This is a genomic window from Helicobacter japonicus (assembly GCF_000762845.2).
Classification (GTDB): Bacteria; Campylobacterota; Campylobacteria; order Campylobacterales; family Helicobacteraceae; genus Helicobacter_C; species Helicobacter_C japonicus.
This window is the reverse complement of sequence record NZ_JRMQ02000002.1, coordinates 1-20,577: the sequence shown is the minus strand read 5'-3', so window position 1 is coordinate 20,577 and position 20,577 is coordinate 1. Positions and strand designations below refer to the sequence as shown.

Sequence of the window (20,577 nt, the reverse complement as noted above, 5' to 3'; positions counted from 1 at the left end):
AAGCAAAAGATATTCCTCTAAGTCTTGCCTCTACTTAAAGATATTATTAAGGAGCTTTTGTGCGCCCTCTTTAACCTTGTCATCTTTTATGTATTTATCCATAGCCTTTTGCGCACCTTTGGTAATAGCCTTACCTGCTTCGGCTTTAATCAAATCATTTGCATCAATTGTAATTGTGGGTGAAGCAAGTTGATTACGAGCTTTGAGGTAGATGTATTTATCTTTGATTTGGAACTTCATATCGGTATTGATTGTGCCTTTATCCATATCGATATTTGCCCCTTGTGCAGCAATGATTGTATTGGCACTTTTTAGCCCAATATCTGCTGTGATAAGATTCTTGTTAATCTCTGCATTAATTCCTGCATTTTCATAAGTCTCTTTTGTGATGTCTGTATTGAGATATTTTTGCACAAGTTCTGTTATTTGATTAGGCATAAGCTTACCATTGCTGATGACAGCTTTAAGTGTGCCTTTTTCACTCAAAGTATTGTAGTGTAAGTTTCCATTCATATCTGAACTAAAAACTTCAGGGAGTTGCGCCATTTTAAAGAGTTTTAATGTATTCACATCTTTGAGTGAAGCGGCAAGGTCGTTATTATCAAGCACCGCATCTATATTGCCTCCAATAGATTGTGTGTGAAAATCTGCATACAGAGAATCTGTAAGTTTGGCTACGCCTGTGGCTTTGAAATCTCCTGCAAGCTCTATCCCTGTAAGAAATTTGAGTTTTTTGAGATTAGGAATTGTGGCAACATAAGGCACTTGAAAAGCAAATTCATTAAGATTAATTGTAGTTTTTTGGAGATTAAGTTTGGCAATATCAGAATCTAAGGTTGAGTTAGCTTCGCCTATACCCTTATCAATATCTATTGCAGATTTAAGTGTGAAGTTTGTATTAGGCATATCCATATCCATTTCTTGCTTTATTACAGCATTGTTTGTTATGCCAGAGAGTGTGAGTGTTGTTTGGGTAGAAATGCCCTTATCTAAATCATTTACGACAGAATCAAGATTAAGATTCATATTGGCATAGCGAGGCATATAAATCATCCATAAAAGTGTGTCAAGGCGAAGATTTTTAATATGGGCTTGTGCAGATTCTGGTGATAAATCTTTAAGCGTAGCCTTATAAAGAGTATCCGAACTTGCAATATCCGAGCTGCCATCAACATTAAGGAGTTTCATATCTCCAGTTACTTTACCTTTTGTATTGAAACTACCGCGTATAGGCATACCTGCTAATGGTGTGAAGGCAGAGAGGTCATTAAGATTTATTGCATAGGTAGTTTGTGTTGCGAGAGTATTAATGAGTGTTTCCCCTTGTGAGTGAATATTGCCGATATTAGAATTAAAATTAAAATCGTGGTTAAGTTTGTTCATATCAAAAAGAGCATTAAGTGTAATGACAAAAGTTGTCTTTGGCACATCTACTTCAAAATCTTTTTTTATAAGCACACTATCTACTAAGCCTTGAGTGATATTTAAAAGTGCATTTCCATTAAAATTCATATCTGCATCACCTTTAATATCGGCTTCAAGATTAAGCGCACCATTTGCATAGGGCTTCATACCTGCCATAGCAAGAATTTCTTTTATTTGTAAATCTTTGATATGAGCAATGATTGAAGTAGGTGTATAATCTTGTAAAAGCACAGCAATATCAGTAAAGGATTTTGCAATATCACTTGTTGTATTGATTTCAAGATGATTAAGCGCACCTTTTGCAGTAGTATTTATGATAAATCCTCCTTGCAAAGGTGTATCTACAAGTTCTCCTAAAACAGATATATCTTTTGCATCAACTTTAAATATCAAATCAAGTGTTTGTGAGAAAAGCGAGAAGTCGCCATTAAGCGTAATAAGAATCTTATCGCTATGCGTGATAAGCACATCTATACTTGAAAATCCCAGCTTAAAAGTTTGTATATCAAGCTTAATCGGGGCGTATTGATCTACTTGAGATTGTGCAATCTTTTTCACTAAAGCATTTCCCGGAGGAGTGAAAAGCACTCCTATAACAAGTAACAACACGACACAAATAATCCCAAGAAACCATAACAAAAACTTTTTCATTAAACCACTCCTTTTTTTGAAATAAGTTACGAAATACGCGGCATATCAAGCTGTCTATTTCTACTTGCCAGAATAATAAGCACAAAAATGCCAAGAATCATAAGGATAAACCATAATGGCATAGGCACAGCTTCTCCTGCAGCATAGCTATGCATACCTGTAAGATATAAATTAACACCAAAATATGTCATCAACACAGAGAAAAAGCCTATCACAGAGGCGGTTGTCAATACAAATGGCATATTGCGCGCGCATACAAAGCGTAAATGGAGAATAATAGCATATACACCAATGCTAATAAGCGACCAAGTCTCTTTAGAATCCCAACCCCAATATCTTCCCCAAGATTCATTAGCCCAAATGCCGCCTAAGAAATTACCTACAAGAAGTAAAAATAACCCAAGTATCATTGACATTTCATTCAGTGCGACAAGTGAGAGAATAGAATTTGTAATATTATCTTTTGATGCAGCTTTTAATGGAATCTTTGGGCTTCTTAAAATAAACATAATAAGTGTGATAAGTCCGAGCATAAAGCATAATCCCAAGAATCCATAACTTGCAGTGATAACAGAGACGTGAATATTAAGCCAATAGGATTTAAGCACAGGGACAAGATTACCAATTTGTGGGTCCATATCACCAAGATGTGCTACAAAGAGTGTGATACCTGCCAATAAGCTTGAAGCGCATAATGCTAGGTTTGAGCGTCTAAAAAATACTACTCCAGAGAAAATTGCTGCCCACGCAATATAAAGCATAGATTCATACGCATTGCTCCACGGAGCGTGTTCGCTCACATACCACCGCAATCCTAGAGCGAAAGTATGTAAAATAAAAAGTCCAAGCAAAAGGACATAGAATGTTTTATGAATAAGAGGACGAGTAGGTGTATTTTTAAGAATCCCTACAAGCACAATAATAAAAAGCACAATACTTATAAGAATATAGGGAAAAATAAGCTGATAAAATGGATTATAAACATTGAGCCAAATTTCAGAATCTACCTTTGCAGGTGAAACAAGTAAGGAAGCACCATTGTCTTGTTGAAACGTGCGAATATTTTGCACTGCATTTATTGCTTCTTGCCAATTATTTGTCTCTATTCCTTGTTGCATACCTTGTGTAAGTATTTTATAAATATCTATAAGTTCTTTTGTCTTTTTTATATCACCTTGAGCTATGGCACTACTAATAGCATCAATTGGAGTGAGCCATTGATTATTGGGAGATTTATTATCAGGAAATATTCTTAGCACTTGCCCAGTATAGATAAGAAAAGCGTAATTAATACGTTCATCTACGCTTATGACATCTTTTTCAAAAGTATTGCGTGAAGCGGGGTTTTTAAGATTCGCAGATTCTACATAGTTTTGGAGAATATATTGACCTTGTGGTGTAAAAACATCAATATAGGCAAGATATTTTTGATTCTCATCTAATCCTAGAATCTGTCTTAGTTTCGGGCTTTTAGTAGCTATCATTTGGATACTTTGCCATTCTTGTGGATAAAAAAGCATACCTAAGAAAACTTGTGAAGGATTTAGTCCTTGAAATGTTCTTTTTTGTGTAAGTTTATGGATATATTCATCAGTAAGGGTATGCAAAGGTTTTGTGCGCCCACCAAAATCTTGAACAAGGATTCTATCAAATTCATCAACAAGACTTGTAGTATTCTTTAATGATTTTATCATAGAAGGAATATCTTGTAATGGCATTTCATCTTTGGGTGAGAAATCTGTTTGTGCTTGAGCTGAGTAAGTCATTTGAGGAGAGAGCAAAGTAAAGAGCGCACCACAAAGGACAAAAGATAAAAATTTTTGTGTTTTTAAGAATCTACCAAGTGTGGCAAAGCGTCCATTTTTATCAAAAAGTAGCCAAATTACACCAAGTATAAGCATAGCATAGCCTATGTATGTTGGTATTTTGCCTGGGTCATTATTGACAGAGAGAATTGAGCCTTTTTCATCAGGGTGATAGGAGCTTTGAAAAAAGCGATAACCACCATAATCAAGCACATTATTCATAAAGATTCTAAAAGGCAAGGGAGGGTTTTCTCCATCAAGCACTTCTACTTCTGAAGCATACGAGGCGGGAGAGTTTGAACCCGGGTATCGCTCAAGCTCAAAATGATTAAGCTTTATGCTAAAGGGGAGAGCAATCCTATCTGCTCCCCACGCAAGAAATATCGTATAATCTTCAATTATAACCATACTAATATTTTCTCTTGTAGGTGCGTTATTCCCATCACGCATAATGAATGTTTTCTCATTTTTTCCTAAAAAATCAATACTCGCATAGAGCATAACACGATTAGACATATCTACTTTTGCTACAAATTCTTCTGTATGCAATGTCAAAGGTTTGTCAAAGAATTTGAAATGTTGATTAATTTTGCGATTGACTTTTTCATCAATATAAGTAGGAATTCTTACAGATTCTACATTACCTTGAGGATTTTTAACCTGAATAAAAATATAATTTTCATTGGTGCTAATGGTATTTGCGCTTTCACCTTCTCTTAAATTCATTATGCCCTCAAATCCATAATAACGAGTAATACCTGCACCAATGATAATAACGATAAAAGAAGCGTGCAGGAGCAATGAAGCATATTTTTTTCTCTGCCACGCTTTTGAAGTAATAAAACAGCCAATGAGACAAGCTACAAGCCATAAATGTAATATCTCAAACCAAAATGCGTCATATACCCATAAGCGAGCTGCAAGTGTGCCGTCATATTTTTCAATAAATGTTGCTATGGCACAAGCTATGGCATATATACCCATAAGCAAAAGAACCATTTTCATTGAACAAAAAAGTGTTTTAATTATATTCATCATTTTTCACTCCTTCATAAAATCCATAAAAGCATTTCTAAGAGATTCATTAATTTCAAGCGAAATTGTATCTTTGTCTTTTCCTTTCCATTTTTGACTTTGCATATATTCTAAAAGAGCAAGAATCTCATTGCTTGGAATATAACCGGGTAATTCATAAATAACTTCTCCTGTGGGAGTAAGAAATATAAGTGTAGGAGTAGGACGCATAGGAGATTTGACATAAGTTTCCATAAGTGTAGAGGTTGAGAGTGTAGATTCTGGTGTATTTTGAAATTGCAATAAGTGATTTTTTGCGTAACTCACATTTATATAATAAGGCAAAAAATGCGACTTAAGAGTATTTTGAAGAGATTTGCTATTTTTAATATCATCTTTAATTTTATCGCAATATCCGCAACGATTTTTACCAAAAATAAGTAAAGTGATTTTACTCTCTTGCCCTTGAATAGTTTTTGTATCTAAAAAAACATCTTCTAAGCCCGCATAACTTTCTTTATCGATGTCCTCTGCTTCTTGTATGTATTGAGAGGTTAATTTTTTACCTTGTGAGATTCCTACATCACTTTCTTCACTGCAAGCAGAGAAAAAAGTCATTATCAAAATACTTCCACATATTGTATATATTTTTAATATCTTCATTCATTTATCTCCTTAATTTTTAATATTTTCTTCAAGTATTGTAATAATGCTCTTTGCAAATTTTTCATCATCATTAAAACATTTACACACACGATAATCTGGAACTCCCAATGATTTTGCAAGGTTTGCGTAAAGAATCTTAAGCTCATATTCTGTTTCGGAATTATCAAGTGTAAAAGAAAGTGGATAGATAATAAGTTTATGATTTTTGTATTTATGAATGCTTTGTTCCGTGCTAGGCTCTAGCCATTTCATCTTGCCAACTTTAGATTGATAGCTTAGAGCGATTTTTTTAAATACAATGCCTTTTTGCATAAGAGCAGATTCTAAAGCAGCCTTATTTTCATTACATTGTTTTTCATAAGGGTCTCCCTCATCTATACGCGATTGTGGCAAGCTATGGGCAGAGAGCAGAAGCACAAATTCGCTTGGGTTATCTTCACCTAAACATTCTTTAATGCGCTCTACAATACAATCAATATAATGTGTATGTGTGTGATAATGAGAAATTTCTTGCAAATGTGGCTTAAAGGCAAGTTGATTGAGTGCGGCTTTAGCATCAAGCAAAGAAGAATGAATGGTAGAAAAGCAAAATTGCGGATACAGGCTAAAGAGGATAATAGATTCTATATTTTGCCTTTGTAAATCTTGTAACACATCATAGGCAAAAGGTGGCGTATAGCGCATTGCATAAGTATAAAGTCGCTTAGAATCAATCTCATTAAGTTTATTGACAAGATTAAAAGTATGAGCAATAAGGGGTGATTTGCCACCGATAAGGGCATAATTTTTTTTTGTATCTTCCACGCGCTTATGGGTGATAAAGCTTGCCAACATTTTGCGGACGAAGTTGTTTTTTATACCAAGTATGAGGGGGTCATTAAACATATTTTTTAAAAAACTTTCCACTTCAAAAATACTATTTGGTGCGCCCATATTAAGTAAGATAACAGCCTGTGATTTGATAGAGAATCCTTTTTGTTTAAACTTTAGGTTAAAAATTTTAAGTGATAATAAACTACTAAAGTTAATCATTAATCAAGGAGAAAATATGCAGGAATTTGATTCTTTAACCTTGCAAGAAACTTTTATGAGTCTTTTACTTTATCATAAGATTTTTGCTTATTTTTTCGCGCTTCCTTTTGTTTTGAATCTCATCGTCCTCTTTTTTGGCTCACATAATCTTGTGGCGATGAATAAAAAAATATGGTTTATCGCACCTATTACATTTTTTTTGCTTTCAGTAGCAGTATTAAGCGGTGTGAATCTATGGGTTTTTGGGCATATTGCTCTAAATCTCAAGCTCATTGCAATGATTACATTTTGTATTTTTGTGTTTGTGGGAGAGATATTTCGTATAAAGATTCTAAAAGTTGCAAGACGCACAAACCTAGCCGCAATGCAAAGCTACATAAGATTCTGCAAAATCCTTTACATACTTGATTTGGTATTTTTTGCCGCAATTTTATGGTTTATGTAAATGCAGTTTTTGTATCATCAAGATGGCGGAGAATCTTTACTCACCATTAAGGAAGAAGATTTCAATTATCTTTTTAGGGTGCGGAGACTTGCACTTGGCGATACTATAAAAATACGCAATTTGCGCGATTCGTTCCTTTATACTTATGTCGTAGAGGAAGTGCAAAAAAAACACGCTATTTTGTCCTTGTATCAAAATGAGCAAAGTATCAGCACATCAAACTTGTCGCAAAAAGCAGCATTATCCTTGCATTTATTGTGGGCAATAATTGAACCAAAAATTATTGAAAAAACACTCCCTATGCTCAATGAGCTTAATGTGGCACGTATTAGCTTTTTTTATGCACAATTTTCTCAAGCACAATTTAAACCTTCTCTTGAAAGAATGCACAAGATTCTTATCCAATCTTGTCAGCAATGCGGACGTGATACTCTTATGAATCTTGAAGTGCATAGAAGTTTTGATGATATATGCAAACTATATGCGCCTTTTTATGCCTTTGATTTTGGTGGGGAGGATATAAGTTGCTTTCAGCATAAAGATACTCAAAGCACAGAGCAGAGCATACGAATAATAGTAGGACCAGAGGGTGGTTTTAGCTCACAAGAGAGGGAACAATTTGGTGGAATCCTTACCTTAAACAATGGGACGATTTTGCGTAGTGAGAGTGCGTGTGTTTTCCTTGCAAGTGCGACAAGGCTATGGCAGAGTAAAGAAAGTTAAAAATGAAGGAGTGTAAATGAAAATAGGTATTATAGGGCTTGGGCTTATAGGTGGTTCTATGGGTTTGGCATTAAAAAATGTAGAGAGTATTCAAGAGAGGCATATTAGTAGAATCTTAGGCTATGATAATAATCCCCTGCACGCGCAGCAAGCTTTGAATCTTGGACTTGTCGATGAATGTGTAGAGCTAAATGAGATATGGCAATGTGATGTGATATTTTTAAGTGTGCCCGTAGATGGGATAGTAGAGATTATTTCAAACCTTCAACCTAAGGATATAGATGAAAATACTACAATTATTGATGTAGGTGGGGCAAAAGTGCAGATTCTCGCAAGCATTCCCAAGTGGTTGAGGCAAAACTTTGTCGGCGCACACCCTATGTGTGGAACAGAGTTTTTTGGACCAAAGGCAGCTTTTAGCGAGTTATATAAAAATGGCATTGTGATTCTTACTGATGTGGAACAAAGTGGGGTATATCAAGTTGAAGTGGCAAAGGATATTTTTATCGGTATTGGTATGAAGATTCTCAAAATGTCATCTGTGGAACACGATAAACATATCGCACTTATTTCGCATATGCCACATATTATAAGCTATGCTTTGGCAAATGCCACACTTGCTCAAGAAGACCCTCAAACAATCTTAGCATTAGTTGGGGGTGGTTTTCGTTCAATGAGTAGAATCTCTAAGAGCTCTCCATTAATGTGGAAAGATGTGTTTAAGCACAATAAGCATAATGTGCTTCAAGCAATGGCATATTTTCAAGAAAAGTTTGATGAAGCAAGAAACTTATTGGAAAATGATGATTGGGAGGGCTTAGAGGCATTTATGGCACACGCCAATACATTGCATAAATTTTTATAGAGAGTATAAGGCAGAGGGTTAGAATCTTGTAGAGATATATTTAAGTATAGAAGCATATAAGATTGTGTATAGAGTTAAGGTAAATATTGTGCCTTTTGAGATGCGTGGCTTAATATTGTGTCTGCAAGTTATGGTATTGTTAAAAAGTTTTAATATAATCGCGTTTTTAATTATTGATACGAGATTTAAGGGATTTAATGAAAAAAATCTTTCTTTGTGTGCTTTTGTGTCTTAATGTGATATGGGCTAAAGAGATTAGTGCAGTGAGATACGAAGGCTTAAATGCTATTTCAAATGTGCTTGCTGATGAAATTGTAGGCATTAAAATAGGTGAAAATCTTAATGTCGCAAAAGTAGATAAAGCAATCGTAGCACTTTATTCACAAGGATACTTTGAAGATATTTATGCAGATTTTGATAGCAATGGTGTTTTAACTTTTTATTTTACACAAAAGCCAAAAATCGCGAGTGTGGAGATTAAAGGCTATGGGAGTGAGCAGGAAAAAGAAACATTATATTCGCAAATTGGTATTAAAAAAGGGGATAGTTATGATGAGACAAAGCTTTCTCGTGCTAAGGTAGTGATACGCACAATTTTAGAATATCAAGGCTATTATGGCACGGTGGTAGAGACTGATATGACTAAGGTTGGTAATGATGGTGCGTATGCTATTACTTTTAATGTAAATCGTGGTGAAAATATCATTATTAAAAATGCTATGTATGATGGGCGTAAAAAACTTAAAGTAAAAGAAGTAGAGGAATTAAGTGCAAATAGACAAAAGCAATTTATGGGTTGGCTATGGGGACGCAATGATGGCAAACTCAAACTTGCAGATTTAGAATATGACCACGCGAGAATCCAAGATGTCTATATGCGTAAAGGTTATTTAGATGCAAACGTATCCCAAGCATTTTTAGATGCAAACTTTAATGATTATAGCGCAAATTTATATTATAAAATTACAGAGGGTGAGCGTTATAAGGTATCTGGAGTAAAAATTATTTTACAAGTTCCGGTGATTGAAGAAGAAGAATTACGCAAGATTCTTAAAATTAAAAAGGAACAATATTTTAATATAGAAGATGTGCGTGAAGATGTGGAGAAACTCCGCCAGAAAATTGCTGATTTGGGCTATGCTTTTGCAAGGGTTAGTCCGGATTTGGATAAAGATGTCGCAAATGCAGAAGTGAAAGTGCTTTACCTCATACAAGTAGGGCAAAAAGTAAAAATTAATGATGTGCTTATTTCGGGTAATTCTCGCACTGCAGATAGAATTATACGGAGGGAGATTCTCTTAGCTCCGGGCGATACTTATAAATTTTCTTCTCTCAAAGAATCTGAAAACGCTTTAAGGCGACTTGGCTATTTTGGTAAAGTGCAGATTAATGAGCGGCGTGTAAGTGAAGATTCTATGGATTTGCTTGTCAATGTTGAAGAAACGCGAACAGGTGAGTTGATGTTTGGTTTAGGCTATGGAAGTTATGATAAGCTTATGGTAAATGCTTCTATTAGAGAGCGGAATCTTTTCGGGACAGGGCAGAGTGGGCAGCTTTATGCGGATTGGAGTTATCGCCGACAATTAGTCAATCTCACATTAAGCAATCCTCGTGTGCTGGATTCTAAGTATAGCACTTCTTTAAGTGTATTTCACTCGTTATATTGGAATTGGGATTATAGAGAAAAAACTACAGGGGCTACAATTACTGGAGGAAGATTACTTACTCATACTTTACGTGCTTCACTTGGTTATACGCTTTCTACTACACGGGTCGTAGATTTTTATGATGCAAACTTGGAACAAATCTATAAAACTTATCTTACTATTGATAGACCGATTAAATCTGCCATTAGCCCGAGTCTTTATTTTGACAACACAGATGATTACTATTTTCCTAAAAATGGTGCAATTATCTCGGCATATGTAGAATATGCAGGGCTTGGTGGAGATGAAAAATATACAAAAGTGTATGGCAAAATGGCACTTTATTATCACCTTAAATCACTGCTTGGGATTGACTTGATTGCGCGGTATAAGACACAGGCAGGGGCGATTATAGAAAATGGTTATGTGCCTATTACCTCTAAATTTTATATGGGGGGGATTTCAAGTGTGAGGGGTTATCAGGTAAGCTCACTCACACCAAGAGACCCAAGTGGGAGGATTCGTGTTGGTGGGAATTATATGATGACACATTCTGTGGAGCTAAGCTATGGAATCTTAGAAAAAGCACAAATGCGCGTAGCTTTTTTTGCAGATTATGGAATGATTGGGGTTGAAAGTCTTTCCGAGACTACTCGTGCCTCTTGGGGAGCGGCAATAGAGTGGATAAGCCCTATGGGACCTATTGTGCTTGTATTCCCACAACCTATCAATCCGCAACCTGGTGATAGGACATCTCGTTTTGAATTTACAATGGGGACAAGATTCTAAATTAAAGGAGACAAGAATGAGTGAATTACCACAATATATAGATAAAAAACGCGTGAGTGATGAAGAGATTTTACATTTAATGAAAAATGCCTCTTTGCGTGAGTTGGGAATAATGGCAAATACGATAAAAGCGCGTTTGCACCCTGAAAATATTACTACTTTTGTCATTGATAGAAATATTAATTACACAAATATTTGCTGGGTGGATTGTAAATTTTGTGCCTTTAAGCGCAAAGTTGGTGAAGATGGCGTGTATATTTTGAGTTTTGAAGAGATTGATAAAAAAATTGATGAGCTTTTAGCCATTGGAGGGACACAGATTCTCTTTCAAGGAGGTGTGCATCCAAAGCTTAAAATAGAATGGTATGAAGACCTTGTCTCGCATATCGCGCAAAAATATCCTATGATTACCATTCACGGCTTTTCGGCAATTGAAGTCAATTATATTGCAAAGATTTCTAAAATCTCAATTCCTGAAGTGCTTCAAAGGCTTCAAAAAGCAGGATTATCCTCTATTCCGGGTGCTGGAGCTGAAATTTTAAGTGATAGGGTAAGAGATGTAATAGCACCAAAGAAACTTGATACACAGGAATGGCTAGAAGTGCATAGAGAGGCGCATAGAATTGGTATGAAAAGCACGGCTACGATGATGTTTGGCAGTGTGGAAAATGATGAAGATATAGTTGCGCATTGGCGTGTTTTGCGTGAATTACAAGATGAATTTGGCGGATTTAGAGCATTTATTTTGTGGAGCTTTCAGCCGGATAATACACCTTTGCAAAAAGAAATGCCCCATATTCACAAGGCTTCTTCAAATCGATACTTGCGTCTTTTAGCGTGCAGTAGAATCTATCTTGATAATTTTAAAAATATCCAAAGTAGCTGGGTTACACAAGGCTCATATATTGGGCAACTTGCATTACTTTTTGGAGCAAATGATTTAGGAAGCACGATGATGGAGGAAAATGTCGTATCAAGTGCGGGTGTGTGTAACTCTATGAATGCACAAGAAATGATTACGCTTATTAAGGATATTAGTGGCATACCTGCTAAACGCAATACAGCGTATGAGATTTTGGAGCAATATGAATGAGAATTGTAAGTAAATGGGTAGTGATTTTTATGCTATGTATAGGAGGCAATATGAGCGCACAAGATAAGCACACAGGGCATATAGATTCAAAAAGCACAGCACAAACTTCCGTAAAAGTAGATTTTATAGAAATAAACAAAGTGCAAGTGCCATTTATCTTTGAAAAGAGCAAGAATCTACCGGTAGGGAGCGTTCAGCTTGTATTTGTAGGGGGGAGTGCAGATACCAATATTGCTGGACTTGCAAAAGTGAGTGCGAAGATTCTTAATGAAGGCACAAGAGAGTTAGGAAATGTGGCATTTGCAAATAGACTAGAGAGTAAGGCGATTAGACTATATGCAAATGCAGGACTGCAAACTTTAGGTTTTGATATGTCTTATTTGAAAGAATTTGAAGATGAGAGCTTTTCACTCCTAGCAATGCTTTTAAAAGATCCAAATCTCACGCAACAAAGTCTTGATAAAATTAAAACATTGACCTTAAGTCAAATAGCTCGTAATGAAAGTGATTTTGATGATGTAGCAGAAGAAAATCTCAATAAGATTCTCTTTAAAAATACGCCACTTGCTATTCCTCTGCTTGGCGAGAAAGCAAGTATAGAATCTATCACGCTTAAAGATGCGGAAGCATTTTTAGCAAAAAACCTTGTGCTTCATCGCCTTATTATCATCGCTGGAGGCGATATACAAGAAGAAAAGCTAAGAGCAAATCTTATAAACACATTGCAATCTTTACCACTTGGGGAAGCAAAACAAAGATTACAACTTAAGGCTTCAAAAGAGATAGATTCTATTATTGTGAAAAAGCCAACAGAACAGGCTTTTATCTACTTTGGCGCACCTTTTGATGTGGTGGATAAAGAAAAAAATTATATCGCTAAAGTGATGAGTTTTATACTCGGAGGTAGTGGTTTTGGTTCGCGTATAATGGAGGAAGTGCGTGTAAAAAGAGGACTTGCTTATTCTGCTTCTTTATCCATAAGTGTGGGTGGCGTAGCAGATTATGCAAGCGGACATTTGCAGACAAAACTTGAAAACAAAGATGAAGCGATACAAGTTGTCAAAGAAGTGTTGAATGATTTTATCACAAATGGTGCGACACAAGAGGAGCTTGATGCAGCTAAGGCATTTTTGCAAGGCAGTGAGCCATTGCGTGAGGAGAGATTATCTCAAAGGCTAAATGCGACATTTATAAATTATTTTAGAGGGCTACCTTTAGATTATCATAAACAAGAATTGCAACGCATTGGTGATTTAAGTCTTGAAGAGCTGAATAGCTACATCAAATCACATAAAGAAATACTGCAAATGAGTTTTAGCATAGTAGAGTAGATTTTTTGAATCTTGGCATAGCTCAAATTTTAACATAGGGTAGGATATTCATATAGGTGAAACAAAGCAATCTTAAGATTGTGAATTTTGAATCATCTCAATAGCTTTAATCACCCTTAACACGTGGGCTTTATCATTTTTAGATTCTATATTTTTGTTAAGAATAAGTTCCGCAAAATGTGCTATGGAATTATCAAGAGGCATACTTTGTGGTAAAGTAGGGCTAAACTGCTCTCCTAGTTTGTATTCAATCATTTTTTTATAGAGGCTATTTGTATCAAAGGTATCCTTTATCACAACACCAGTGTCAAAAATTGTAATTTTATCGTGTTTAGTTTCATCATAAATTGCACTCTTTTTGCTTCCTCCGATAATCATCTCACGCACTTTAATGGGACTTAGCCACGAGAGATTAAGGGTAATAATAATGCCAGATTCTAGTCGTATATTGATATTGGCAAGAGCATCATTAGGATAGTCAAGATATTTCGCGCTAAATGTGGAAACCTCTTTAATATGAAGTCCAACAAGGTAATCGATAATACTTAAATCGTGTATTGCTAAATCCCAAACCACATCGACATTACTTTGAAATAATCCCAAATTAATGCGCCTTGCGTTGATATAGACGATTTCACCAAAACTTGAAATATGCTCTTTGAGATAAGCTATCGCAGGGGAGTGTAAAAATATATGGTCGCAGTAAAGTTTTACATTATGCGAATCTGCTAAATCATACAAGGTTTTAGCTTGTGCGCTTTGTGTGGTGAGGGGTTTTTCTACAAATGTATGCTTAGCAGATTCTAAAGCAGCTTTAGCTAGGGCAAAATGCGTGTGCGGTGGTGTGATAATAAATACTGCTTGAATATTAGAATCTGCTAAAATTAACTCATAGCTTGCATAAGGAGTAAAGGTGTAGCTTTGGAGAGCTTCATTTTGGGCTTGTTTATCATTATCAAAAATTGTTGTAAGATGAAAATATGGGCTATTGTATAAAGCCTTAGCGACATTGCGTCCCCAGTAGCCATAGCCGATAATAGCGCATTTTATAGGCATTAAACCCCTTTGTAATACCTAATCATAGGAGAAAATAAGGAAGATATTATAGTGAATATTTATTAAAGTTGGGAAACTTATTTGATTTGTGTTTTAAATTTTTTTGTTTTAAAGCTAACAAAGCCACAATGTTTGCAGATAAAATAATCTCTTTCCTCTCCAATTTGAAAAACCTCTGTATGCATATAGCCATTAGAATCTTTTTTTTGCAAAGAGATAGTGTATGCAGAGCGAGTATCTGTATCTACAAATTTTAATCCAAAGCTTTTGCCGCAGTTTTGACAGAGTGTTTTTTGTTTGGTATATAAATACATAAGTAGAGTTATGATAAAAGGCACAGGAGCGAGGATATAAATGAGAGAAGCATCTTGTATGTAAATGCCAACAAATCCCATTACACAAATAAGAATCACAGCCAATAACAACAAGATTCGCTCTTTCGTTTCCTTACGCATAGAATCCTCCAAAAAGTTAATTTATATTTACTTTATCATACAATTTAAAGATCCCAAACTATTTTTATAGTATCCCCCCCCCCCCCTTAAAATTTACTTAAAAAGCTTCTCTTCACATAGATTTTTTAGTATGTTATAATGAAGTAAAAATTTTGACTCAAAATAAAAAATTCACAAACAATATTAAAATATTTAGGATAAGATTAAATGAAAAAGATAATTTTTACTTTTCTCTGCACTCTCTCATTGTGCTTTTGTGATAGCTGCCCTTAGCACAATGGTGTTTATGCAAAACATTTCATCATCACGCACACAAAAAACCTTTTCTTTGTATGCTGATTTAATCCTTGCGCAAAACAAAGCCTACCAAGCCCTGCAAATGCACAAAAAAGCTTTAAGTGATGAGGAATATAACTTTTATAAAAATCATATTGTGCCTCCACTAGATTCCATTAATGAAAATGCCTATCGGACAAAAAGCACAAGTCCCTTTCAAAGTCTAGCTGTTGTAGAATCTCACATACTTTTGTATCTTATGATTTTTATTTTAGGAGCGATGCAAATATTAGTTTCTCTCTCCTTGGACAAAGAAGCAGGTAAAGCAAAAATAGAGAATCTAAGCACTCAAAAGATTTTGAGTATAAAAAATATCCTCAAGTTTTTTATGTTTGGATTCGCTTTGCTTGCGCTCTATCTCGTAGCAATTTTACTTACACATTCAGGACTTCTAGCACAAAGAAATTATCGGCTATATTGGTATTATAAGCATTTCTGTATATCTTGTAGGTTATGGAATGCACTTTTTGAGAAAGTTATAAATCTGATTTTAATCTCTTAAAGTTAGTTTTATAAGAAGTGAAGCATTTTTATTCTACTATAAAATAAAGCAGATTCTTGGAGTGTAGAATTATCAAGGATATGTAAAGTTATGTGTAGAAGATATTTTTGTTTTGCAAGGTGATGATAATGTTTGATATAAATAAAGAGCAGATTCTGTGTGCTAAAGAAAATCTCAAAATGCGCAAATCAATGATTAGTTTTGATACATTGGGGCGGACATTAGCTTATAGTCCTTATATGCCACGCATTGAGCGAGAATTTTTTATTCGGCAAGATTCAAATTCACCAAAAGTCGCCACAAGATTTTGCATTCAAGATGATTTTGATGAGGTTATGTTTTTGAAAGAGGCAAGCGAAATCGAACAAAGTCAGCCTCATAATGTATTGTTACTCGATTTAGGAGCACAATATGTTCATTCAGGTAAAGTTGGGCTAGATTCTAGGTTGGAATCTATCTCTCTTTTGCGCCGGCATAGCACATTGCCTATTATCCACGCTGATATTTTTCTTGATGCCTATCAGATTCTAGAATCTGCTCTTTTTGGCGCAGATACATTATTATTTTCTGCCGCAGCACTTGAGAGTAAGGCACTCAAGGAGTTGCTTCAATTTGCTTGGAGACTTAGTTTTGATGTTTTTGTTGCCGTGCGTGATAAAGATGAGTTAAAAAAAGCTATTTTTAGTGGTGCAAATATGCTTTTTATTCCGCAAGAGAAATTTGGTGAGTTATTAAGCCTTGTGCCAAATTCGCAGGTTATTGCTACAGATTGTTTTGATGAATATGGGGTGGATATGTGGATTTTATCAAAAAATTCTAAGTTAAGTAATAATTAAAGAAGCTTTAGCTAAAAATTTACTTTTTTTTGATTTTCATTTTTCGGGGGTAAGTATGGCTTTAATGATAAACAATGAGTGTATAGCGTGTGATGCGTGTGCTGAAGAATGCCCTAATGGTGCGATTGAAGAGGGTGATCCTACCTATAATATCGACCCTGATATATGCACAGAATGTGTGGGGAGCTATGATGAGCCTAGCTGTTTATCTGTGTGTCCTGTAGATGCGATTGTGCCAGATCCTGACAATATTGAGAGTATTGAAGAGTTAAAGTATAAGTTTGAATTGCTTCAAAGAGGGGAATAATGGCAAAAGTTACCACAGTCATTGATATTGGCTCAAACTCTGCGAGAATGGCAATTTACCGCCGAACTTCGCGTTTTGCCTTTCATTTGATTTATGAAACTAAAAGCAAAGTGCGCATTTCGGAGGGTTGTTATGAATCTGGTGGTGTTTTGGGACAAGTGCCTATGGATAGAGCAATTTGTGCGCTCAAGGAATTTGTCCAAATTGCTAAAGTTCATAAATCTCGTAAAATATTTTGCGTGGCTACTTCTGCTATTCGCGATGCGCCAAATGCAAAAGTGTTGCTTGATAGAGCCAAAAGAGAATGTGGAATTTTGATTAAGGTTATTGATGGCAAGAAAGAAGCACTTTATGGAGGTATAGCTTGTGCTAATCTTTCTCACTATAAAGATGGAATCACAATAGATATAGGAGGGGGAAGCACGGAATGTGCATTAATACAAGATGGTAAGATTATTGATCTTATCTCCCTTGATATAGGGACAATTCGCTTAAAAGAACTTTTTTTTGATAAAAAAGACAATATAAAAGGTGCAATGGCATTTATACAAGAACAATTCAAAAAGATACCATCTCATTTTAAACATGAGCGTGTTTTTGGTGTGGGTGGCACGATACGCGCACTTTCCAAGATGATTATGAAGCATAAAAAATATCCTATTGAGGAGGTGCATGGCTATGAAGTTGATGTCGGGCAGAATCTGAAATTTTTTGAAAAGATTTCGCAGACACCTTTAGATAAACTTTCTGAAATAGGTGTGCCTCCAGATAGAATTGATAATATTCGCAGTGGCTCATTGATATTGCAGATGTTTTTAAAACTTTTTGGTGCCAAAGAGATTGTTACAAGTGGTGTTGGTGTGAGAGAAGGAGTATTTTTAAGTGATTTGTTGCGAGGGCATAGAAATAGCTTTCCTAAGGGTATTAATCCTTCAATCCATTGCATTGAAGATAGGTTTATGCTTGATAAGAAATATGCAGAAATGACTCGTAGAGAATCTCTTAAAATTTTTGATATACTTTTTCCGCTTCACAAGCTTGATGAGCAGTGTAAAAAGCTTCTTCATATTGCTTCATATCTTTCAAGTGTTGGGCGAATTTTGAATTTTTATAATGCAGGACATCACGGCTCTTATTTTTTACTTAATGCCTTGGAGTATGGATTTTCACATACAGAGCGTATGAGTGTTTGCCTACTTGTAGAATATAGTGGAAAAAAAATACCTCAAGATGAAAATATTAGGCATATAAGTGATTTAATGCCCAAACTTTTGAGTTTGCAGTGGCTAAGTTTTATCCTTGCTCTTGCTGAAACGCTTTGTCGCAGTGAGGAGAATATGCAGATTCGCTATGAATACCTTAAACCCAAAACTTTACGAATCTGCACTAATGCAGACTTATATCTTGCTAAGGAAAATATTATTAAGCTTCATAAACCCGAGCCGTTACATATTGAGTTTGCAAAAATGTAATGTGATTATTAGGTTTAGAGGTAAAAGATGAAAATAGCGATTGTGCGACTTTCTAGTCTTGGTGATGTGATAAGCACTGCTGTATTTTTGAAATTAATTAAAGAAGAATTTATAAAAAAATATGGAATGCTTGAGATTACTTTTATCGTGGATTCGTCTTTTAGGCAGATTCTGCAAGATTCTCCATATATTGACACAATATGTGATATACCATTGCGAGAGAGCAAAAAAAATAAAAAGAAGATTCTGGAAATATTTTCTGCATTGCACTCACTTGAGCGATTTGATATGGTGATTGATTTTCAAGGATTGCTAAAGTCTGCCCTTATTGGCAAAATGTTAAAGTCAAATGAGTTTGTGGGTTATAGTAAAAATGGTGCGAGAGAGAAAGCGGCGAGTTTGTTTTATACGCAAAAAGTAGATGTGCCATATAAAGAGCATATCTTAAAGCGACAATATGAGGTATTAAAGGCAATTTTGGGGTTAGAAGATTCTTTTAAACTTGAAATGTTAAGTAATCGTGATGATATTTTATGCCCATCAAATAGGGCAAAAGAAAAGATTGATACATTCATAGAATCTGCAAAGACAAGGATTCTCTTTATCTTAGAAGCTTCAAAACCTGAAAAAGAATATCCGCTTGATTTGTTTTATGAAGTCGCTATGGGCTTAAAGATGTGTGTGAATGATATAAAAATTTATCTTATTTGGGATAAAAAAGAGCGAGAAATTAAAAATCTTGGTCAAAAAGATGAGGTATTTTGTGTGTTGGAAAAACTTAATCTTGATGAAATAAAAGCACTTTTATCAAAGATGAATCTTGTTATTGGTGGGGATACGGGTATTACACATCTTTCTTGGGCGTTAAACGTGCCTGCTATTACGCTCTATGGCAATACACCTCTTAAGCGATTTGTTTTGGGTGGGGATAATTTTATCTCTATATCGCATTTAGATATTGATGATACGATAAAGGGTGATTTTTCAATACAAAAGATAGAGCCAGCGCGCATAATAGAATCTGCCCTTAAACTCCTAGGTAAAAATAAGGAAAGTAGTAAATGAGAGTTGGCTATGTCTTAAGATTCTTTGTAGAGATATATGTATAAGGGTATCGAGTGAATATAGGTATTGCGGTATTTAAAGCTATAACAAATTGTGTGGGATATTCTTTAGCTAAAATGCCTCATTGGCTTTTTTTGGGGCATATTAAAGTCTTAGCGTTACTAATGAGAATCTTTGATAGAAGACGTTTTAAAGATGCTAAGGCAAATTTAGATTTTGTGTATGGCGAGAGTATGAACGAGGTGGATAAAAAGGCTTTAATCCGCACTTGCTATGAAAATTTTGCTTTTGTGCTGCTTGAAACGATACGCGTGCCATTTATTCCATTAGAAGAACATACAAAGCGATTTCATTTTGTAGATGAGGATTATCTCTTACACACTTTGCAAAAAGATAAGGGAGCAGTGGTTATTTCTGCACATTATGGATATTGGGAAGCCATAGCAAACGTATTGCCTCCTCGCTATTCTTGGTGCAATATGGCTTCTTTGGGTCGTTTGACATCATTTGATTTTATTAATCAGATGATTATTGCGCGGCGAGAAGTGCAGAATGTAAAATTTATTGATAAAAAAGGTGCATTTAAGCATTTATTGAAGCTATATAGTGGAAAAAATCCACTTGCTGGAATTTTGGTTGATCAGAACATTTCAGAAAATGAAGGGATATGGATTGAATTTTTTGGCAAGAAGGCGACACATACGACTATTGCTTCTGTAATATCTCGCCGTTTTGGTATGGGTATTGTGCCTGTGATGATTAGTATAGGTGAGAGATATAAGGATTTTGAAGTAAGATTCTATCCGCCTATTTATTGTGAAAAAACCGAAGAAAGCGCAGCAGATATATTACAAGCTACACAAGCTCAAGCAAATGTGATTGAGGCTGCAATAAAAGCCAAACCACAAGATTGGTTTTGGTTTCATAAGCGTTGGAAATCGGCCTACAAAGAAATTTATACCTCTTAAGCCCACTTTAAGTCTTCATTTTGTAGTATTTCACTCCCATTTGATTGAGCTTCTAGTCTCTTCTTGTAGGTTTTAGCTATTTTTATGAGGTTTTG

Annotated in this window: 18 protein-coding genes; 12 read left to right on the top strand and 6 right to left on the bottom strand. The window is 35.2% G+C overall.

Annotation, left to right across the window (positions count from 1 at the left end; translation table 11 throughout):
- Positions 1-30 precede the first annotated feature (30 nt).
- From LS65_RS01725 to hemH, 4 genes are read right to left on the bottom strand one after another with little or no spacing between them, the layout of a single operon-like run.
- On the bottom strand, positions 31-2,076 hold the full coding sequence (locus LS65_RS01725; RefSeq protein ID WP_034361422.1) for a hypothetical protein: 2,046 nt from the start codon (positions 2,074-2,076) through the stop codon (positions 31-33).
- A 26-nt stretch (positions 2,077-2,102) separates the two neighbouring features.
- On the bottom strand, positions 2,103-4,916 hold the full coding sequence (gene ccsA, locus LS65_RS01720; RefSeq protein WP_034362042.1) for a cytochrome c biogenesis protein CcsA: 2,814 nt from the start codon (positions 4,914-4,916) through the stop codon (positions 2,103-2,105).
- Between the two features lie 6 nt (positions 4,917-4,922).
- Positions 4,923-5,558 carry a SoxW family protein gene (locus tag LS65_RS01715; RefSeq protein ID WP_034361420.1) on the bottom strand — a complete coding sequence of 212 codons (636 nt, stop codon included), beginning with the start codon at positions 5,556-5,558 and terminating at the stop codon, positions 4,923-4,925.
- A 12-nt stretch (positions 5,559-5,570) separates the two neighbouring features.
- The gene (hemH, locus tag LS65_RS01710; protein ID WP_084707893.1) at positions 5,571-6,593 is read right to left on the bottom strand and encodes a ferrochelatase; all 1,023 of its coding nucleotides are present in this window, start codon (positions 6,591-6,593) and stop codon (positions 5,571-5,573) included.
- Between the two features lie 16 nt (positions 6,594-6,609).
- Between hemH and LS65_RS01705 the strand changes: the two genes are divergently transcribed.
- The 6 genes from LS65_RS01705 to LS65_RS01680 all read left to right on the top strand — a co-directional run bounded on the left by LS65_RS01705 (position 6,610) and on the right by LS65_RS01680 (position 13,485).
- Complete coding sequence (locus tag LS65_RS01705; RefSeq protein ID WP_034361418.1) at positions 6,610-7,038, top strand: hypothetical protein; 429 nt, start codon at positions 6,610-6,612, stop codon at positions 7,036-7,038.
- The gene (locus LS65_RS01700; protein WP_034361416.1) at positions 7,039-7,761 is read left to right on the top strand and encodes a 16S rRNA (uracil(1498)-N(3))-methyltransferase; all 723 of its coding nucleotides are present in this window, start codon (positions 7,039-7,041) and stop codon (positions 7,759-7,761) included.
- A 16-nt stretch (positions 7,762-7,777) separates the two neighbouring features.
- The gene (locus tag LS65_RS01695; RefSeq protein WP_034361414.1) at positions 7,778-8,626 is read left to right on the top strand and encodes a prephenate dehydrogenase; all 849 of its coding nucleotides are present in this window, start codon (positions 7,778-7,780) and stop codon (positions 8,624-8,626) included.
- Positions 8,627-8,823: 197 nt separating this feature from the next.
- Positions 8,824-11,061, top strand: a complete 2,238-nt coding sequence (gene bamA, locus LS65_RS01690; protein ID WP_034361413.1) for an outer membrane protein assembly factor BamA — start codon at positions 8,824-8,826, stop codon at positions 11,059-11,061.
- A gap of 16 nt (positions 11,062-11,077) precedes the next feature.
- Positions 11,078-12,154, top strand: coding sequence for a dehypoxanthine futalosine cyclase (locus tag LS65_RS01685; RefSeq protein ID WP_034361411.1), 1,077 nt, complete (start codon positions 11,078-11,080; stop codon positions 12,152-12,154).
- The gene (locus LS65_RS01680; RefSeq protein ID WP_236096587.1) at positions 12,151-13,485 is read left to right on the top strand and encodes a M16 family metallopeptidase; all 1,335 of its coding nucleotides are present in this window, start codon (positions 12,151-12,153) and stop codon (positions 13,483-13,485) included. Before LS65_RS01685 ends, LS65_RS01680 begins: the two co-directional genes overlap by 4 nt.
- A 72-nt stretch (positions 13,486-13,557) precedes the next feature.
- Here LS65_RS01680 and LS65_RS01675 read toward each other — a convergent pair whose 3' ends face one another.
- Complete coding sequence (locus LS65_RS01675) at positions 13,558-14,541, bottom strand: Gfo/Idh/MocA family protein (RefSeq protein ID WP_034361409.1); 984 nt, start codon at positions 14,539-14,541, stop codon at positions 13,558-13,560.
- Between the two features lie 77 nt (positions 14,542-14,618).
- Positions 14,619-14,996, bottom strand: coding sequence for a hypothetical protein (locus tag LS65_RS01670; RefSeq protein ID WP_034361407.1), 378 nt, complete (start codon positions 14,994-14,996; stop codon positions 14,619-14,621).
- A 286-nt stretch (positions 14,997-15,282) separates the two neighbouring features.
- On the opposite strand from LS65_RS01670, the gene LS65_RS01665 reads away from it, so the two are divergent.
- From LS65_RS01665 to LS65_RS01640, 6 genes are all read left to right on the top strand, one after another.
- A complete protein-coding gene (locus tag LS65_RS01665; protein WP_034361406.1) occupies positions 15,283-15,834 on the top strand; it encodes a hypothetical protein in 552 nt (183 codons plus the stop codon).
- A gap of 128 nt (positions 15,835-15,962) precedes the next feature.
- Positions 15,963-16,670: an indole-3-glycerol phosphate synthase gene (locus LS65_RS01660; RefSeq protein WP_236096586.1), complete on the top strand. Its 708-nt coding sequence runs from the start codon at positions 15,963-15,965 to the stop codon at positions 16,668-16,670.
- Positions 16,671-16,725: 55 nt separating this feature from the next.
- A complete protein-coding gene (locus tag LS65_RS01655; RefSeq protein WP_034361402.1) occupies positions 16,726-16,977 on the top strand; it encodes a YfhL family 4Fe-4S dicluster ferredoxin in 252 nt (83 codons plus the stop codon).
- Positions 16,977-18,449, top strand: a complete 1,473-nt coding sequence (locus LS65_RS01650; RefSeq protein ID WP_034361400.1) for a Ppx/GppA phosphatase family protein — start codon at positions 16,977-16,979, stop codon at positions 18,447-18,449. The genes LS65_RS01655 and LS65_RS01650 overlap by 1 nt, the downstream gene beginning before the upstream one ends.
- 27 nt (positions 18,450-18,476) lie before the next feature.
- Positions 18,477-19,514, top strand: coding sequence for a lipopolysaccharide heptosyltransferase I (waaC, locus tag LS65_RS01645; protein WP_034361399.1), 1,038 nt, complete (start codon positions 18,477-18,479; stop codon positions 19,512-19,514).
- 53 nt (positions 19,515-19,567) lie between these two features.
- Entirely contained in the window at positions 19,568-20,482 is a 915-nt protein-coding gene (locus LS65_RS01640; RefSeq protein WP_201274301.1) for a lipid A biosynthesis lauroyl acyltransferase, read from the top strand.
- Positions 20,483-20,577 lie beyond the last annotated feature (95 nt).